19 protein-coding genes and 1 tRNA gene are annotated in these 15000 nt (G+C 59.3%); 12 read left to right on the top strand and 8 right to left on the bottom strand.

Annotated elements, in window-relative coordinates; genetic code table 11:
* Window position 1: 1 nt before the first annotated feature.
* The 5 genes from ACYVM5_RS04730 (at window position 2) to ACYVM5_RS04710 (ending at window position 3509) form a co-directional block, all read left to right on the top strand.
* Entirely contained in the window at window positions 2-166 is a 165-nt protein-coding gene (locus ACYVM5_RS04730; RefSeq protein WP_083320826.1) for a DUF4295 domain-containing protein, read from the top strand.
* A gap of 100 nt (window positions 167-266) precedes the next feature.
* The gene (gene ftsY / locus ACYVM5_RS04725; protein WP_198067374.1) at window positions 267-1238 is read left to right on the top strand and encodes a signal recognition particle-docking protein FtsY; all 972 of its coding nucleotides are present in this window, start codon (window positions 267-269) and stop codon (window positions 1236-1238) included.
* A 93-nt stretch (window positions 1239-1331) separates the two neighbouring features.
* Entirely contained in the window at window positions 1332-1778 is a 447-nt protein-coding gene (locus tag ACYVM5_RS04720) for a hypothetical protein (RefSeq protein WP_460616988.1), read from the top strand.
* A 111-nt stretch (window positions 1779-1889) separates the two neighbouring features.
* Window positions 1890-1963 (top strand) — tRNA-Asn (locus ACYVM5_RS04715).
* Between the two features lie 175 nt (window positions 1964-2138).
* The gene (locus ACYVM5_RS04710; protein ID WP_460616987.1) at window positions 2139-3509 is read left to right on the top strand and encodes a phage integrase SAM-like domain-containing protein; all 1371 of its coding nucleotides are present in this window, start codon (window positions 2139-2141) and stop codon (window positions 3507-3509) included.
* 173 nt (window positions 3510-3682) lie between these two features.
* Here ACYVM5_RS04710 and ACYVM5_RS04705 read toward each other — a convergent pair whose 3' ends face one another.
* Window positions 3683-3877: a hypothetical protein gene (locus tag ACYVM5_RS04705; protein ID WP_460616986.1), complete on the bottom strand. Its 195-nt coding sequence runs from the start codon at window positions 3875-3877 to the stop codon at window positions 3683-3685.
* Window positions 3878-3947: 70 nt separating this feature from the next.
* Here ACYVM5_RS04705 and ACYVM5_RS04700 point away from each other — a divergent pair, with 70 nt between their 5' ends.
* The 7 genes from ACYVM5_RS04700 to ACYVM5_RS04670 all read left to right on the top strand — a co-directional run bounded on the left by ACYVM5_RS04700 (window position 3948) and on the right by ACYVM5_RS04670 (window position 11097).
* Window positions 3948-4532: a thermonuclease family protein gene (locus ACYVM5_RS04700; RefSeq protein ID WP_460616985.1), complete on the top strand. Its 585-nt coding sequence runs from the start codon at window positions 3948-3950 to the stop codon at window positions 4530-4532.
* A 63-nt stretch (window positions 4533-4595) separates the two neighbouring features.
* Complete coding sequence (locus ACYVM5_RS04695) at window positions 4596-5342, top strand: hypothetical protein (RefSeq protein WP_460616984.1); 747 nt, start codon at window positions 4596-4598, stop codon at window positions 5340-5342.
* Window positions 5343-5420: 78 nt separating this feature from the next.
* On the top strand, window positions 5421-5870 hold the full coding sequence (locus ACYVM5_RS04690) for a hypothetical protein (RefSeq protein ID WP_460616983.1): 450 nt from the start codon (window positions 5421-5423) through the stop codon (window positions 5868-5870).
* A gap of 297 nt (window positions 5871-6167) precedes the next feature.
* The gene (locus ACYVM5_RS04685) at window positions 6168-9350 is read left to right on the top strand and encodes a DUF3427 domain-containing protein (RefSeq protein WP_460616982.1); all 3183 of its coding nucleotides are present in this window, start codon (window positions 6168-6170) and stop codon (window positions 9348-9350) included.
* Window positions 9351-9588: 238 nt separating this feature from the next.
* Window positions 9589-10074, top strand: coding sequence for a hypothetical protein (locus ACYVM5_RS04680; RefSeq protein WP_460616981.1), 486 nt, complete (start codon window positions 9589-9591; stop codon window positions 10072-10074).
* A 25-nt stretch (window positions 10075-10099) separates the two neighbouring features.
* Window positions 10100-10576: a helix-turn-helix domain-containing protein gene (locus ACYVM5_RS04675; RefSeq protein WP_241936980.1), complete on the top strand. Its 477-nt coding sequence runs from the start codon at window positions 10100-10102 to the stop codon at window positions 10574-10576.
* 32 nt (window positions 10577-10608) lie between these two features.
* Window positions 10609-11097, top strand: coding sequence for a hypothetical protein (locus ACYVM5_RS04670; RefSeq protein WP_460616980.1), 489 nt, complete (start codon window positions 10609-10611; stop codon window positions 11095-11097).
* Window positions 11098-11435: 338 nt separating this feature from the next.
* On the opposite strand, the gene ACYVM5_RS04665 is transcribed toward ACYVM5_RS04670, so the two are convergent.
* The 7 genes from ACYVM5_RS04665 to ACYVM5_RS04635 all read right to left on the bottom strand — a co-directional run bounded on the left by ACYVM5_RS04665 (window position 11436) and on the right by ACYVM5_RS04635 (window position 14608).
* Window positions 11436-12125, bottom strand: coding sequence for a PD-(D/E)XK nuclease family protein (locus tag ACYVM5_RS04665; RefSeq protein WP_460616979.1), 690 nt, complete (start codon window positions 12123-12125; stop codon window positions 11436-11438).
* A gap of 18 nt (window positions 12126-12143) precedes the next feature.
* A complete protein-coding gene (locus ACYVM5_RS04660) occupies window positions 12144-12389 on the bottom strand; it encodes a hypothetical protein (RefSeq protein ID WP_460616978.1) in 246 nt (81 codons plus the stop codon).
* Window positions 12390-12454: 65 nt separating this feature from the next.
* Window positions 12455-13186: a hypothetical protein gene (locus ACYVM5_RS04655; protein ID WP_460616977.1), complete on the bottom strand. Its 732-nt coding sequence runs from the start codon at window positions 13184-13186 to the stop codon at window positions 12455-12457.
* Window positions 13187-13260: 74 nt separating this feature from the next.
* The gene (locus ACYVM5_RS04650) at window positions 13261-13575 is read right to left on the bottom strand and encodes a DUF3846 domain-containing protein (protein WP_241936986.1); all 315 of its coding nucleotides are present in this window, start codon (window positions 13573-13575) and stop codon (window positions 13261-13263) included.
* A 69-nt stretch (window positions 13576-13644) separates the two neighbouring features.
* Window positions 13645-13851, bottom strand: a complete 207-nt coding sequence (locus ACYVM5_RS04645; RefSeq protein ID WP_460616976.1) for a hypothetical protein — start codon at window positions 13849-13851, stop codon at window positions 13645-13647.
* Between the two features lie 48 nt (window positions 13852-13899).
* Entirely contained in the window at window positions 13900-14295 is a 396-nt protein-coding gene (locus ACYVM5_RS04640; protein ID WP_460616975.1) for a hypothetical protein, read from the bottom strand.
* Window positions 14288-14608, bottom strand: coding sequence for a hypothetical protein (locus ACYVM5_RS04635; RefSeq protein ID WP_460616974.1), 321 nt, complete (start codon window positions 14606-14608; stop codon window positions 14288-14290). The genes ACYVM5_RS04640 and ACYVM5_RS04635 overlap by 8 nt, the downstream gene beginning before the upstream one ends.
* Window positions 14609-15000: the final 392 nt, after the last annotated feature.

Raw genomic sequence — 15000 nt, 5'->3', positions numbered from 1 at the left:
AATGGCTAAGAAAGTAGTTGCTACGCTGAAAACCACCGAAAACGCCAAGAACTGGGCTAAGGTGATTCGTGCCGTGAAATCGGAGAAAACCGGTGCTTACACTTTCCGTGAGGAAATGGTATTGCTCGACAAAGTGCAGGATTACCTGGCTACCGGCAACAAATAGTTGCTGGCCGGGTTCGGCTTTGTAAAAGTTTAAAAAGTCCCACCTTCGTGGGACTTTTTGCGTGTAGGGGTATCACCCCGCTCCAATATCTCCCCTCCCTATGGGCCTCTTCGATTTTTTTAAAAAGGACAAGGAAACTCCTGCCCAGCAAGCCTCGCTTGATGCCGGCTTGGAAAAGACCAAAACCAACTTCTTTGAGCAGTTGAGCAAGGCCGTGGTGGGCAAAAGCACCGTGGACGAGTCCGTGCTCGACGACTTGGAAACGCTGCTGGTGCACGCCGATGTGGGCATTGAAACCACGGTGAAGGTTATTGACCGCATCGAGGCCCGCGTGGCCCGCGACAAGTACGTGAGCACCGGCGAGCTCGACCGCATCCTGCGAGAAGAAATCGCCGGCCTGCTCGAGGACAATAAGTCCGGCTCCATGGCCGTGCTGGACCGCGCAGGTAGCACCGGTCAGCCCTTCGTCATCATGGTAGTGGGCGTAAACGGCGTGGGCAAAACCACAACCATCGGCAAGCTGGCCCACCGCTTCCACTCCGCGGGCAAAAAGGTGGTGCTGGGTGCAGCCGATACCTTCCGCGCCGCCGCCGTCGACCAGCTTATCATCTGGGGGCAGCGCGTGGGCGTGCCCGTGGTGAGCCACGGCATGAACACCGACCCCGCCTCCGTGGCCTTTGATGCTGTAAAAACCGGCGTGGAAATGGGCGCCGATGTCATCATCATCGACACCGCCGGCCGCCTGCACAATAAGGTGAACCTGATGAACGAGCTGAGCAAAATAAAGCGCGTGATGCAGAAGATGATTCCTGACGCCCCACACGAGGTACTGCTGGTGCTCGATGGCAGCACCGGACAGAATGCCTTCCTGCAAGCCAAGGAGTTCACCAAAGCCACCGAAGTCACGGCCCTGGCCATTACCAAGCTCGACGGCACGGCCCGCGGCGGCGTGGTGATTGGCATTTCGGACCAGTTCAGCATCCCGGTGCGCTACATTGGGGTGGGGGAGAAGATGACCGACTTGCAGTTGTTTGACCGCCACACGTTCGTCAATTCGCTGTTTAAGAAATAAGCACGGCCGGTCAGCGTTGGTGACGAGCGAGTGGGCCGGGAATTTTGCTGCCCCGCAAGCGCTTAGTAAGCCATGCTTCGTTATAACTCTTTTATGCAGCGCCTCCCGCTCTTCCCGACTTTATGCTTGCTGCTGGGCGTGACGGCGTGCGGCGCCAAAAACGACGACCAGCCCCTCATTCCCTACGCGCCGGTGAACCTAAGCCTGGTACTCACCAACCAGGAATACGTGAACCTGCGCGCCAATAATGGGGCCGTGACGCTGCCCGTGAAAGGCCCGGCTGGTACCGGTGGGGTGAAGGGCGTAATTGTGGTTCGCCAAAACGCCAGCACCTATCTGGCATTCGAGCGCAACTGTCCTTACCGTCCGTACGACGCCTGCGCCACCGTCAGCCTGGACAAGTCGCGGCTCTTTATGCGCGATTCGTGCTGCAATTCTCAATTTGATTTACAGGGCCAAATAACCGGTGGGCCGACGCCCCGGCCGCTTAAACAGTACAGTACCAGCCTGCAAGGCAATATTCTCAACATTACGAACTGAGTTGCCGCAGATTTTTTTGAAAAAAAACGGATTGAGGCTTGTGTATCTTCAAAAGCCCGTTGTAGATTTGCACTCCGAAACAACAACAACCGGGTTTCGGACTAGAAAAAAGCTTCCTTAGCTCAGCCGGTTAGAGCATCTGACTGTTAATCAGAGGGTCCCTGGTTCGAGCCCAGGAGGGAGCGCTACGACAGAAAACACCCGCCGATAACCGGCGGGTGTTTTTGCGTTTATGCCATTTTGAGGCAGTTAAGGCGTTTTTGAGGAAAGCGGCGGCTTGGAAGTTCGGTCATGTTCGGTTATTTTTGAATGTAAACCGGGACAGGAACCGGGAACAAAACCGGGACATAACCGAGAATCATGCTTCGCCCTACCCCCTACAAAAGGAAAATCAGCGTGCGGCTGTACCCGCGGCTAGCATCCACCAACCAAAGCGGCTTTTGCCCCGTGCGCCTCACGGCGCGGTGGCATGGAGAAGAATTACAGGTAGATACGGGCGAAATCATCCTTCCTCAGCGGGAAGGCAGGGATGGTGAGATAGAGCTACTGTGGCATAGCGAATCCCAAACCGTGATGAGCGGGCGCAAGCTGACGGCGAAAGAGGAAGGCACAGTACCTACTCATCCAGATTTCCACTACAACATCAACTCTCGGCTATCCAAGATGGTCAAGCAGGTAGTAGATACTTTTAACCGTCTCTGGGATGCAGCGCCGTTTGAGAAGGTGAGCAAGGCGGCCATGTTCGCTGAATTGCTGCCGGCCGAAGTCCGGTCAGTGGCTGCGCCTGCTCCGGTAAAAATGGGAGTGACTCGCACCTTCCGACAAGTGCTGGAGGAATGGAAAGCGGAAAACCGTAACCTAGCCAAGGATTCGTTGCGCAAGTATGACCAACTGGCCACGATGATGGAAGTATGGCGGCCTGAGCTACGGCCGGAGCAGGTGACGCAGAAAGTAGCCAAAGAATACCAGCAGCACCTGCTGGACCTGCAGAAGTCTGATGCTACTATCAAGATACATTTTGCCGGCATCCGCAAATGCCTGGAGCAACTGAACCTGAAAGCTGACATGGCCTGGCTGCAATACTCGGCCAAGAATGCACCGCAGTTGGATTTGGAGATGGAAGAGGTTCGCCGGCTCATCAGCTGGCGGCCGACTTCGGAGGCGCTGGCCGAGGAGCGGGACCGGTGGCTGTTTCAGATGTTCAGCGGGCGGCGGTATGAAGACCTGGAGAAGTTCGACAAGCGCGAGCGAATCATGCTGACGTTGGGAGATGGCACGAACGTACCAGCGCTATTGCACGCGCAGGGCAAGACGGGGAATGACGCAGCGGTGCCGCTGCCACCTATCGCCGTGAAGATTGGCGAGCACTGGAACTGGCATTTTCCGGCTCGCACCTGGCAGCAGCGCGGGGACTTGATTAAGGAAATTGCAAAGCAGGCCGGGCTGACGCGGGAATGGGACGACCGGCTGATTACGGGTGGCAAGGTGGTGCACAACTGGCGGCCGATTCATCAGGTCATCGGCACTCACACGGCGCGGCACACGGCCGGCACGTTGCTCAAACAAGTCAGCGGCGGAAATAAGGCCCTCGCCAAGATGGTGCTGGGGCACGCCGATGAGGACGTAACGGACCGGTATGCCAAGGACAAGGCCCGGCTGCTGGCTCCGGCTGTGCTGGAGGCGTGGCAGAAGATATTGGGCGAGTGGTACGATGGGGTGCCAGTGCGGTAGTTGTTACTTGTAAGCCTACTTGTAAACGCCATTTACAAGTAGGCTTGTTTATGAACTGCCTGAAACCTTACCTGAAAGACTACCTGAAACCTTGCAAGTGACCTTTCAAGTAGTCGCGGCGCAATACGCTAGCGGTGGGTGCGAAGTGCCTGCAGACTGCCTCCGTCCTGCCTTCAGCTCCGGTTGAGGGCGGCGGTTACTTCGGCCTCGGGGAGGCTGGTGTACTGGCAAAATTCGGCGACAGAGACGTAGGCGCGGGTGGGCTTGCGCAGCTGAGTGCGGATACGCTGTAATAGGCGCTTGCCGGCGTCGTAGCCGGTGCCAGTGAGTTGGGCAACGTCTTTGGGATAGAGGCAAACCTGGGGCATGTGGGGGCGAATTGGGACTACTTGGACAGACGAATATACAACGGCTAAAAGCCGGCTGTAGGTTCGTGCTATGAAAGATAAAGCGCTGTTTTTCAGTGGGTGGTTGCTAACGGTTGCGGCTGGTTTCGGCTTGGGTGAAGCGGCTGTTGAAAGCTTGGCTTTGGGCCGCCGCGCAAGCGCAGCGCCGAAAGAGGAAGTGAGTCGGGTGGTGCGGGTGGTCGATGGCGACACCTACGACGTGCTGGCTAGCAGCACCATTTACCGGGTGCGGCTGCTGGGTGTGGACGCCCCGGAGCAGGACCAACCATTTGGGCACCAGGCGGCCGACTCAGTAGCGCGGCTGCTGGGCCCTAAGCAACTGGTGCTATTGACGCGGCAGGGCGCGGACCTGTACGGGCGGACGCTGGCCTCGGTGCGACTGCCCGTAGCCGGCGGCTCAGCCCTGGCGCTTGATTCTTTGCTGGTCGTGCGCGGCTGGGCGTGGGCCTGGGACCCGAAGCATCGGGTAGCAGGCCGTAGCGTGCAGCAAACAGCGGCTGTAGCGGCCCGGCTGGGGCTATGGAAGTGCGGAGCCGCCGGAGTGCTCACGCCGCGCCAGTGGCGACAATTCAACTACAAAAACAAGCGGCGTTACGGGGTGGGCTGCACCTGGTAGCAAGGTCGCAGAGTGCAAGCAGCCATTTTCAACGACTTTTCCAACTTTTAACAGCTTACCACTATGGCACGTCAAACGGGCATTATTGGCATCCAGGGCACCGTAGGTGGCTTGGTGTTCAGCAAAAACGGGAACATTTCCCAAAAGCCGCAAGGCGATAAGGCGGCCTTCGCCAACGCCCCGAGCCGGGCGCGTACCCGCGAAAACGCGGCCGAATTTGGCCTGGCCGCCAAGTACAGCAAACTGCTCCGCGACTCGCTGCGCGTGGCTATTGCTTCGGCCAGCGACAGTCAGCTGGCGGCCCGTCTCACGAAAGTGATGCGCGAAGTCATCGGGCTCGATGATACGAATGACCGGGGCCAGCGCGTGTTCGATGCGGGCAACTCGGCTCCGCTGCTCGGCTTCAACTTCAACGCGGGGGCCGGCATCGGCCAGACTATGTACTTCCCTTACGAGGTGACGGGCGCGGGTGCTGATGTAACCATGAGTATTCCGGCGCTGAATCCGGCTTCGGATATTGCCGCTCCGCAGGGCGCTACGCACTTCGAGGTGGTGTTTGCTGCTTCGGACTTGGATATGGAGACGCTAACCTACACTAACGGCGTGGTGGCGGCTCCGCTGGGCATCCTGCCCATCAACAGCGCGGCCTTAGCCAACCAGTCGGTAGTGGCCAGCTTTCCGGCTGCTCCGGCGGCGGCTAACCTGGTCGTGGGCGTGGTGGGCATCAACTTCTACCAGCAGATTAACGGCAAGTTCTACGCCCTCAATAACAACAGCACCAACCCGCTGGCGATTGAGTACGTGGCCTAACGCTGGGGCACCCTGGTACCGAGCGGCCGGCCATTAACGGCTGGCCGTTCTTTTTTCAACCCTTCCATTTTACTCATTATGGCACTTACTGCCTATCAAACCCAATTCAAGCGGCGCATGAAGCGTGCCATCAGCCTACGGGCTAAAGCCGACCGCAAGGCTCGGCGTTACACTCAGCTGCTGGCTGATGCCATTGGCGCGGCTGAGGACGCGGCTACGCAGATGAACGAGCTCAACCAACTCTATAACGTGGACGTGAGCACCTACACGCTGCTCACGCAGGCGCTGCACGCCAACAGCGGGCAGGAAGTGCTGGTGGACCACCTGGCGCAGAGCGCGCCCGGTGAGGAAGCCGTGTTGTTCAACCAGGTGCCGGACGGCAATGGCGGGCAGCCGCTGCCGGCTAATCCGCTGTTTGGAGAGCTGGTGGCGGGTACGCCAATTACCCCGCCGGCGCAGGCCGCTAAGGCTGCGGCCCCGGAAAAGGATACGGCGCCGGATACGCAGGCATCGGAATCCTTGGGTTAGCAACTGCCCATCAATAACCGGTAAGGCCGGCTCCTACTCGTTAGGGGCCGGCCTTTTGCATTGACAGGAGCGAGAGAAGAATGGAATACTGATTCTATAGACAGTATCTGGAGAACCTTTGGCGGAGCCTGGCCATAGCTGTGCGGAGATTCTTGCGACACTGTCGCAATAATTGGGTTGGCTGCCAGGGCGGTGGAGGGGACTTGTGCTAGTAGTTTTGAAGTCAGCGACAAAATCAGCACTTCCTTGCGCGGCGGGTGCGACTTTGCGTGTTCAAACGCCTAAACAATCTACCTATTGGAAACTGGCCACTACGAAACCCTCGTCACGCAACAGCTGCGGGGCCAGCTTGCTACTTTAGAAACGGCGGTTTACGCTATTGCGGAAAAGAGGCTGGGGGCGGACGACGCCGCGGTGTTCATCACGCGGCACCTGACGCAGCTGCTGGGCAGCGTGCTTGGGCAACTGGCCAAGAATGAAGAGGTGGGTGAGCAGTTGATGCTGGCCAATGGCATAATCGCCTATCTGCAGGAGAAGTCGGATGTGTTGGCGGCGGGTAGCCACCTAGCCCCGGAAGGGCAGTTGCTGCGGGCGGTGCTGCCGCGGCTGCAACTGCCGCTGGCCGCGCAGCACGATTTGGGCAAGCACTTGGATGGGGTAGAGCCGGCGCTGCGGTTTTCGCAGAGCGACCTGTTCAGCGGGGGCAATTCGGAGCTGTCGTTGGAAGCCGAGTTGAAAAAGGAAATTGCGACGGCTGACCGCATCGACTTCATCGTGAGCTTCGTGAAATGGAGCGGGCTGCGGCTGTTGCTGCCCGCGCTCCAGGCGTTTGCCGAGCAAGGCAAGCCGCTGCGGCTGCTCACGACCACCTACATGGGCGCCACCGACCAGAAGGCGGTGGATGCGCTGGCCGCGCTGCCGGGGGCCGAGTTGCGCATCAGCTATAACACGGCGCACGAGCGGCTGCACGCCAAAGCCTACCTGTTCAGCCGCAACTCGGGGTTTGATACGGCCTACATTGGGTCGAGCAACATGAGCCGCTCGGCGCTAACCAGCGGGCTGGAGTGGAACGTGAAAGTGACGGCGCAGGACAACGCGGCGATATTGAACAAGTTCCGGGGCACGTTTGAGACCTACTGGAACTCGCCGGAATTCGAGGCCTATAGCAGCTCGCCCGAGCAGCGGCTGAAGCTGGCCCGGGCCCTGCGCCAGGAGAATAGCGGTGCGGCGGAGCCCGATTCATTGCCCAACTTCCGCATCCGGCCGTTTCCCTACCAACAAGAAATTCTGGACCGCCTTGCGGTGGAAAGGAGCCTGCGAGGGCACTTCCGCAATCTGGTGGTGGCGGCAACGGGCACGGGGAAAACGGTGGTGTCGGCGTTTGACTACGCCCGCTTTGTCAAGCAGTTTACCACGCTGCCGCGGCTGCTGTTTGTGGCGCACCGGGAGGAGATTCTGCGGCAGGCCCGCGCCACGTTTCGGCACATTCTGGGGGAGGCCAACTTTGGAGAATTGTGGGTGGGAACGGAGCAGCCCATTCAGTTTGAACACCTGTTTGTGTCGGTGCAGACCTTCGCGTCGCGGCTGGATTTCTTTCAGCAAACTATTCCGCGGGACTATTATCAGTACCTGGTGATTGACGAGGTGCACCACTTGGCGGCGGCTTCTTACCGGCCCATCCTGGCGTGGTTTCAGCCCACCATTCTGCTGGGGCTGACGGCGACTCCTGAGCGGGCCGACGGGGAGAGCATCCTGCCGGACTTCGATAACACCATTGCGGCGGAAATCCGGTTGCCGGAAGCCATTGCGCGGGGGCTGTTGGTGCCATTTCAGTATTTCTGCATCACTGACCCGGTAGATTACCGCAACGTGCGGTGGACCAACGGGCGCTACGCCGCCGAAGACCTGACCAACGTGTACACCGGCAACGATGTGCGGGTGAGTGCCATTGTGGGCGCCCTGCAACGCTATTTGCTGGCGCCCCACCAAGCGCGGGCCCTGGGCTTCTGTGCCACGCGGGAGCATGCGCGGCTAATGGCGGCCAAGTTCCAGGCGGCGGGCTTGAATGCCAGCTACCTGGCCAGCGGCGATACCACGGCGGAGCAGCGCCGGGCGGCGGTCGCGCAGCTGCGGCGCGGGGAGCTGAACTACCTGTTCGTGGTGGATATTTTCAACGAGGGTGTGGATATTCCCGAAGTGGATACGCTGTTGTTTTTGCGGCCCACGGAAAGCCTGACGGTGTTCCTGCAGCAGTTGGGCCGGGGGCTGCGCCTGCATGAGAGCAAGGAGTGCCTCACGGTGCTGGACTTTGTGGGGCAGGCCCGGCAGGAGTACAGCTACGAGCAGAAATTCCGGGCACTGCTCGGGCGCACCGGTGGTTCGGTGCTGAGCGAAGCGGAGGCCGGCTTTCCGCGGTTGCCGGTGGGGTGCAGCATCCAGATGGAGCGCGAAGCCATGCGGTTTATTCTCGACAACATCCGGGCGGCCACCGGTGAGAACGTGCGGGTGCTGGAGCGGCGGATACGCGGCTTCTCCTTAGAAAGCGCGCTGCCGCTCACGCTGGCCACCTTTTTGGCGCACACGCATTTTGCGCTGGTGGACATTTACCGTACGCGCGGCGACCGGGGTTGGACGGCGCTTAAGGTCCGGGCGGGGGTGCTGGCTCCGTCAGAGTTGGCGGCCACGGAAAAGCAGCTGGTGGGCAGTGTCTGGCGGTTGGCGCAAGCCAATGGGCCCGCTTTTCTGGCCTTTGTGCGGCGGGTGTTTGAGGCGACGGAAGCATTGCCACAACTGCTGAAGCTGCCGCTGGGCCCGGAAATGGGGCTGATGCTGCATTACCTGCTGTACCAGAAGCCGGGGCCCAAGCTGGAACTGGATTCGTTGCTGGATAGCCTAGCCACGCTGCGGGCTATGCCCACTCTCACGGCGGAAGTGTTGGAAGTGGTGGACGTTTGCGAAGCGCAAATCAGCATTCCACCTATGGCGGTGGCGTTGCCTTACCCGTGCGCGCTGCAGTTGCATAGCCGCTATAGTCGCGACGAAATCCTGTGTGCTTTTGGTGCCTGGACATTTGAGCGAAACCCACCCATGCAGGCGGGGGTGTATGTCATACCTGCCTTAAAAACGGAACTGCTGTTTGTTACGCTTGAAAAGTCCAGCCGCAACTACTCGCCCACCACGCTTTACCACGACTACGCCATCAGCGACACGCTGTTTCATTGGGAGTCGCAGAATAGCACGGCCGAGGACACGCCGAAGGGCATCAGCTATATCAAGCACCAGGCGCAAGGGAAGCATTTGCTGTTGTTTGTGCGCGAGCAGAATCAGGATGCCGCGGGCTTAACCATGCCGTATGTGTTCCTGGGGCCCGTGCGGTACGTGAGACACAAGGGGAACCGGCCCATGGCCATTACCTGGGAGCTGGCGACGCCGTTGCCGGGGTTCCTATGGCACGAGGCGGGGAAGATGGCCGTGGGGTAGGCTGTGCCACGCACCTTTGCGGCTAATAAGCAGGAAAGTAGGCTCTTAAACAAGCAAGTCTAAGTCCTTTGGCATGATGCACCAATCACGTTAGTTTGAGCCGTTACAACTGCTAAAAAAGCGCGTAACTTCGTCGCCCTTTCCAGTAGCCGGCCTGACGCGTTGGCACTGTTATTTTTTTCGTGGCACTTGCGAAGGCAGAAAAATAATCTACCTTTGACTTAACTTTTAAGGTAAGTTGGTCGTTTACATCGAAGAATACCGCCAAATGCCCAAGGTGAACTTCTACACCGTGCGGCTTGAAAATGAAGAAGATAGTGAAACTGACCGATTCATTTCCCGTTTCATTGCCAGTCACGAGTACCGGCCGGACCTTGAGGTTATCCTCGCGGCGCTGGAGGAAATTGGGGCAAAACGCGGGGCACTTCCTCCCGGCGATGCCACTTTGTTCCGGCCCGAAAGGGATGCGGTGGCGCTTCCTCCCCCGCAAGCCTACGGCAACCTGCTGCGCTTGTATGGATTCATCTGCTCGGACGATATAATGGTCCTTGGCGGTGGTGGCCGCAAGACCACCAAAAAAGCGCAGGACGGCGACACTCGGCCCGCGTTTCGTATGATGAACCAGGTAGCGGAAATCTTGAAGCACCGCCTGAAAAATCAGACTGTTTGGATTGAAAACCAACAGCTGCACGGCGCGTATCATCAGATGAACCTACCGGGCTAATATAAAAAAATCAATTCCTCCCATCATGGCTAGCAAGTATTTCGGCCACATCGAAATCGCCCCCGAGGCCCGGCAATTCGTGGAACGCTCGTTCCTCATAGCCGACCAAATCAAACATTCATTGCGCACGCAAGGGCTCACGCAAAAGGACTTGGCCGAACGGCTTGGTAAGAAAGAGCCCGAAGTAAGCCGGATGCTGACTGGCACCCACAACTTTACCCTCAAGATGCTCATCCGTTTGGAGCAAGCATTGGGGACGCGGCTGGTAACTACGCCGCAGGAAGTACAGAGCAAGGCAGTTGCCGTTACGCTGCACGATTCAGTAGCAACGGACGATTTTACTAGTGCCGATTGGCATAAGATGGTGATGTTCGTTGCCCCCGAAGAAAAGCAGCCGCGAGCGAGCAATCGCACCGCCGGAAACCAATCTGAAAAAGCTGCCGGCCAACCGGCAGCTTTTTCTGTATTAGCCGAGTTATCCGAGGTCTGTGACCTTTACTAAAAAAATCATTCACGCTTCTCTTCTCTTTTCTGTTGAGCGCCAAATCTGTTTCCCCGGCCACATTTAAAGTTGACCAGATTAAGTTTCTGGAAAGCCGGGTCGTTTTGTTTCGCATGGATAATCAACTGGACCCGGTCATTGCCGGCAAACAGTTGAGTGGGTTCGACTATCGAATCACAACTGAGCAGGACATGGATGCCAAGAAGTGCATCGTGCGGGTTCGGATTGGGGTCATTATCCAAGCCACGCTAAAAGACGCTGCTGAGAAAATAGAAGTTGGGGAGATACGTACCGAAACTGTTTTCAAAGTAACGCAACTACCCAAACTGTTGACCAATAGCTTGGATGAAGCGCCTGCAATGCCGGCTCCTATTGGCGGGACTATGATTGGGTTAGCCTATTCTACCACGCGAGGGCAATTGCTGGCACTTGGCGCAGGCACAATTTTAAGCCGTGCATTTCTGCCCGTAGTCAACCCAATACAACTGCTGCAAAACGCTGGGGCTGAGGTCAAGGGCTAGACTCTTCCTGCTACTCCTTGTGCCTGACAACACTGTATAAAATTTGATTAAGGCACGTTGTCAAACGTGTTCATAGAAAGAAGCCTCTGTATCCACTGAAGCCTTGCGTTGCACGCGAGAGTCGTCGTAGGTGGTGCGGGGGCTTCTGCTGTTGGTGAGGTAGCGGTTTTGGCTAGTATTAGCGTTTCTATTGTGGTAGCAGTTCAATAGTGCAACAAGCTGTTGCACTATTGAACTCAGAAGCTAATCGGGAATATTGCAGCAGGGTGCTGCAGTATTCCTCCTTATCGAAATCACACATAGAAAATATATTGACTGGCTGTGAACGGGGTTTCAAGCTATGCGGCCAGAGCCAATGGAGTACCAACAGGCGCAAAACTGGGCAATCCACCGACTTTGCGGGCGTGATGGCGCAGCAGCACCGCGTACTTCTTGCGGCCCTGCTCGATGAGGTCGGGCGTGGCCGTTAGCTCGACGCGCCATACTTCGCGCGGGTCCTTTTTCTGCACGCCGATAATGAGGAAGCGGGTGGCGCCGAGCACATCAAGATACAGGGCGGCCTGGCGGTCGTAGTCGTACTTCTCGATGGTGGTCAGGAAGTGAGGCAGGTCGGGGCTGCTGGTGGTTTTGAAGTCGATGAGAGTGAGCTGGCGGCCGGCGGGGCTGCGCACCAGGAGGTCGGGGCGGAGCTTTACCCCAACGCCGGTGGCCGTGTGGATGGTAGTGTAGGACTGTTCGGCTTGGCCCCGATAAAGCAGGTCGCGGCAATAGCGCTGCCGGCGCACCTGGCGGGCCAGCATTTCCAGGTCTGCCCACTTGATGCCGTGCTCCTCGGTGCGGGTGTAGGTGGCGGGCTCCAGCACGGCGGTATGAAAGTGGCTGCCGTAGGCCAGGGCCACGGGGTTGGGCTGTCGAAACTGGCCAAGTAGTTCCTGCTTGAGGTTGCTCAAGTCGGTATTGCTGACCTGGGGCAGAGCGCGGTGCTGGGCTTGGGTCAGGTCGGGGTGATGCGTAAGGGCGTGAAACATGACGTTGAGAAAATAGGGTTAGCGGATGAGGGCCAGGCGCTGCGGGTCGGCGTCGCGGTGCAGCCAGATGTGGGCGCTGCCACAGCCGACCAGGTAAGCGGGCTCGGGAAAGAGCTGGCGCACCTGGGGGGCGAAGTCGCGCAGGTCGGGCAGCGGGTTAGTATCGGCCAGATGCTCGGCCAGCTGGGCCAGCAAGGCGGCCTCGGCGTTGTCGCGGGCCGGCTGCTCAAGAGACAGCTGGGGAAGTTCGGTCGGGTGATTCATTGGGAGTGTTGTTGGATGAGTGGGTAGCCAGATGGCCCCACGGCGGGCACCGTGGGGCCGGGGTATTAGGCAGCCAGGGGCAGAGCGGCAGGCACAGCGGCGGCCGGTTCCGGGTCTTGCGGGTCGTCCTCGGCGGGCACAGTGTAGCCGTGCTGGATGCGCATATCAGCGGCTCCGGTGTAGGTTTCGGCGCGCCAGATGGGGAAGTCGCGGGCGAAGTCGCGGCGGGCGGCTACCTCAGCCGCGTCGGCGGCTTCGTAGCTGAATTGGGCGATGTAGTAGGTGGCCGTCTTGCTGTCTTTGGTGGTCTGCTTCTTCTCGGCCGTGACTTTTACCATCACGTCGGCCAGGGTCAGGTCGTCGTAAAACAGCGGTTCGATGAGGCGGTAAAGGTTTTCGACGCTGTAGCCGTGGAAGAGCACGGCGCAGATGGCGCCCTTGTCGTTGGCAAAAAACAGCTCGGCCCACAGCTTGCGTCCCATGTTCAGAATGTCGTCCTGAAACACACGCCAAGCCAGCGGAATGAAGGACAGGGCATTGCCAAGGGGCGTGATGCCGCTGATGTTGAACTGACCGGCCTTGGCATCGAAACGCACCTGGCGCGGGTGGCCGGGTAGGTAGCGAAAGCGCGGCACCTGCACGACTTCGCCGGTGGCCTCGTCGGCCTTCTCGATGAGGTAAGCCGGCGCGGCCGTAGTGGGCTTGCTGAACGTGAGCACGGGAGCCTCGGGGGCGGTGGTGGGGACGGCAACGGCTTCGGTGGCGGCGCTGCGCTGAGCTTTTACTTTGGTGGACATAACGGGAAATGGTTGGGAGTGGGAATGAAAAAGGTGGGGCCTATTGGCGGCCGGCCCCGTTGCCGTTGGCTTGACTAGCGGAATTGTTTGTCGTGGCACAGGATGGCGCGGCCCACGATGGAATCGACGCCACGGGCGGCGGGCTGGTGCTGGTGCCACAGGTAAGTAGCCAGCAGATTGAGGTAGGCCGGGTTGCGGAACTTGCCTTCTTCGTCGACGATTAAAATCAGCTCGGACGTGAGACGTATGACCTCGACCGTATGGCAATCGAGCAACTGGTATAGTTCGGCCAGCTTGAAGCTGCGGCCGTTTTTGGGATTGACGGGCTGGGGCTCGGCGCTGTGCGGGTCGAGCAATTGGGGCTGATAAGGAGTGGCGGTTTTGGCCATGATGGGGCGGTTTTGTGGGGCCGCCCAACTTGGCGGCCCCTGGTTAGAAAATTGGTTTTTGCTAAGCGACTAGTAGCCTTCGACCTCGAACATCATCTGTTCATACTCGCCATCGACCCACCCTTGCTGCTCTTGCTCGTGGTGGTAGTAGGCTTGGCGCTCCCACTCTTCGCGGGCGGCGGCTTCCTGCTCGTAGAAAGCAGCCTGGGCTTCATCAGCGGCCATTTCATCGCCGCTCAGACCGTTTAATTCGGCCTCAGTTGGTTCGTAATCCATGAAATGAAGGGGTAAGGGGCCCGCGCCACAGCTGGCGCGGGCCGGAGGCTAGAAACCTGGGTACTTGGCGCGGGCAGCCTGCAAAGCAGCGCCCGCCGGGCTGGCGTGGTAGGCTGCCGCAGCCGCGGCGTATGCGGCCTGGGCCTGGCGGCAGCACAGGATGGCGGCGCGTAGCTGGGCGAAGCGGCCGGGCCGTGAGTCGTATGTATCGCGCAGCGCGTACTTGGCGGCGCGGGCATCAAAAAAGGCCGAATGGGCACGGGCCAGCGCGGCAGTGGCGGCCACGGCCGCCGGCGAGACGGGAGCCGGTGCAGGCTTGGGGGCAACCTGGGGGCGGGGCGGAAACATAGCCTCCAGGCGGGCCAAGGTGACGCGCAAGGCCGCTAGCTTGCTAGCAGCCGCGCCCACAACGGGCGCGGCTGGGGCAATGGCGACGCTAGGCATGAGCGGGGACGCCGGCAAATTCATCCTCGGCTTTCATCACCTCCCACACGGCCGCGAAAGCATAGCCGGGGTGCGCAGCGCGCAAAGCGCGGAAGGCAACGCGCAGCGCCTCAAACGGGCAGGGGGAAGAGCCGGCGAACCCACCGGAAGGCTGGCATGCTGGGCGCTCGGCCAAGCTAAGCATGACGTGCCAGCTGGTGCCGCCCTTGCCATAAGTGGCGGCGGACTGCGAAACATAGATGCCCGAGAACGAGCAGAGGGCGGGGCCTTTCCAGGCGGCAGCGGCAAGCTGCAAAAGTTGGTTGGGTTGCATGGCTGTAGATGTTAGCCGTGGGTGCCCCGCGCCGTAGGCCTCCGGGTAGGGCGGGCGTCCGGGCCTATCCCGGACTACATACTAAAGATACGAAATAATGTAACATGTTGTTACTTTTGGTAATAAAATATATGGCAAATATTGGCCTGCATGACCAGGCGCCCGGCTCTATAAAATGCAATAAATTGGAGCGCCCGCGCCGTGCTTTGAAAACCTAAATGCCTTTTTAGCCGGGGTTTGGGGCGGCCAGCGCCCAATGGATGCTCGGCGAAGCCAGCCTTGTGAGGCGGTAGTGGCCGACCAACGGGAGGCTGCGGAGGCCGAGGAGGATGACCGGGCGGCAAGCCAGGGCATGATGGCGGGGGTTTGGGGTGCTCCCCAACAGAACCTCC

This window comes from Hymenobacter ruber, from assembly GCF_054783255.1.
The sequence above is the reverse complement of the archived record's forward strand: the minus strand, read 5'-3'. Positions and strand labels throughout refer to the sequence as shown.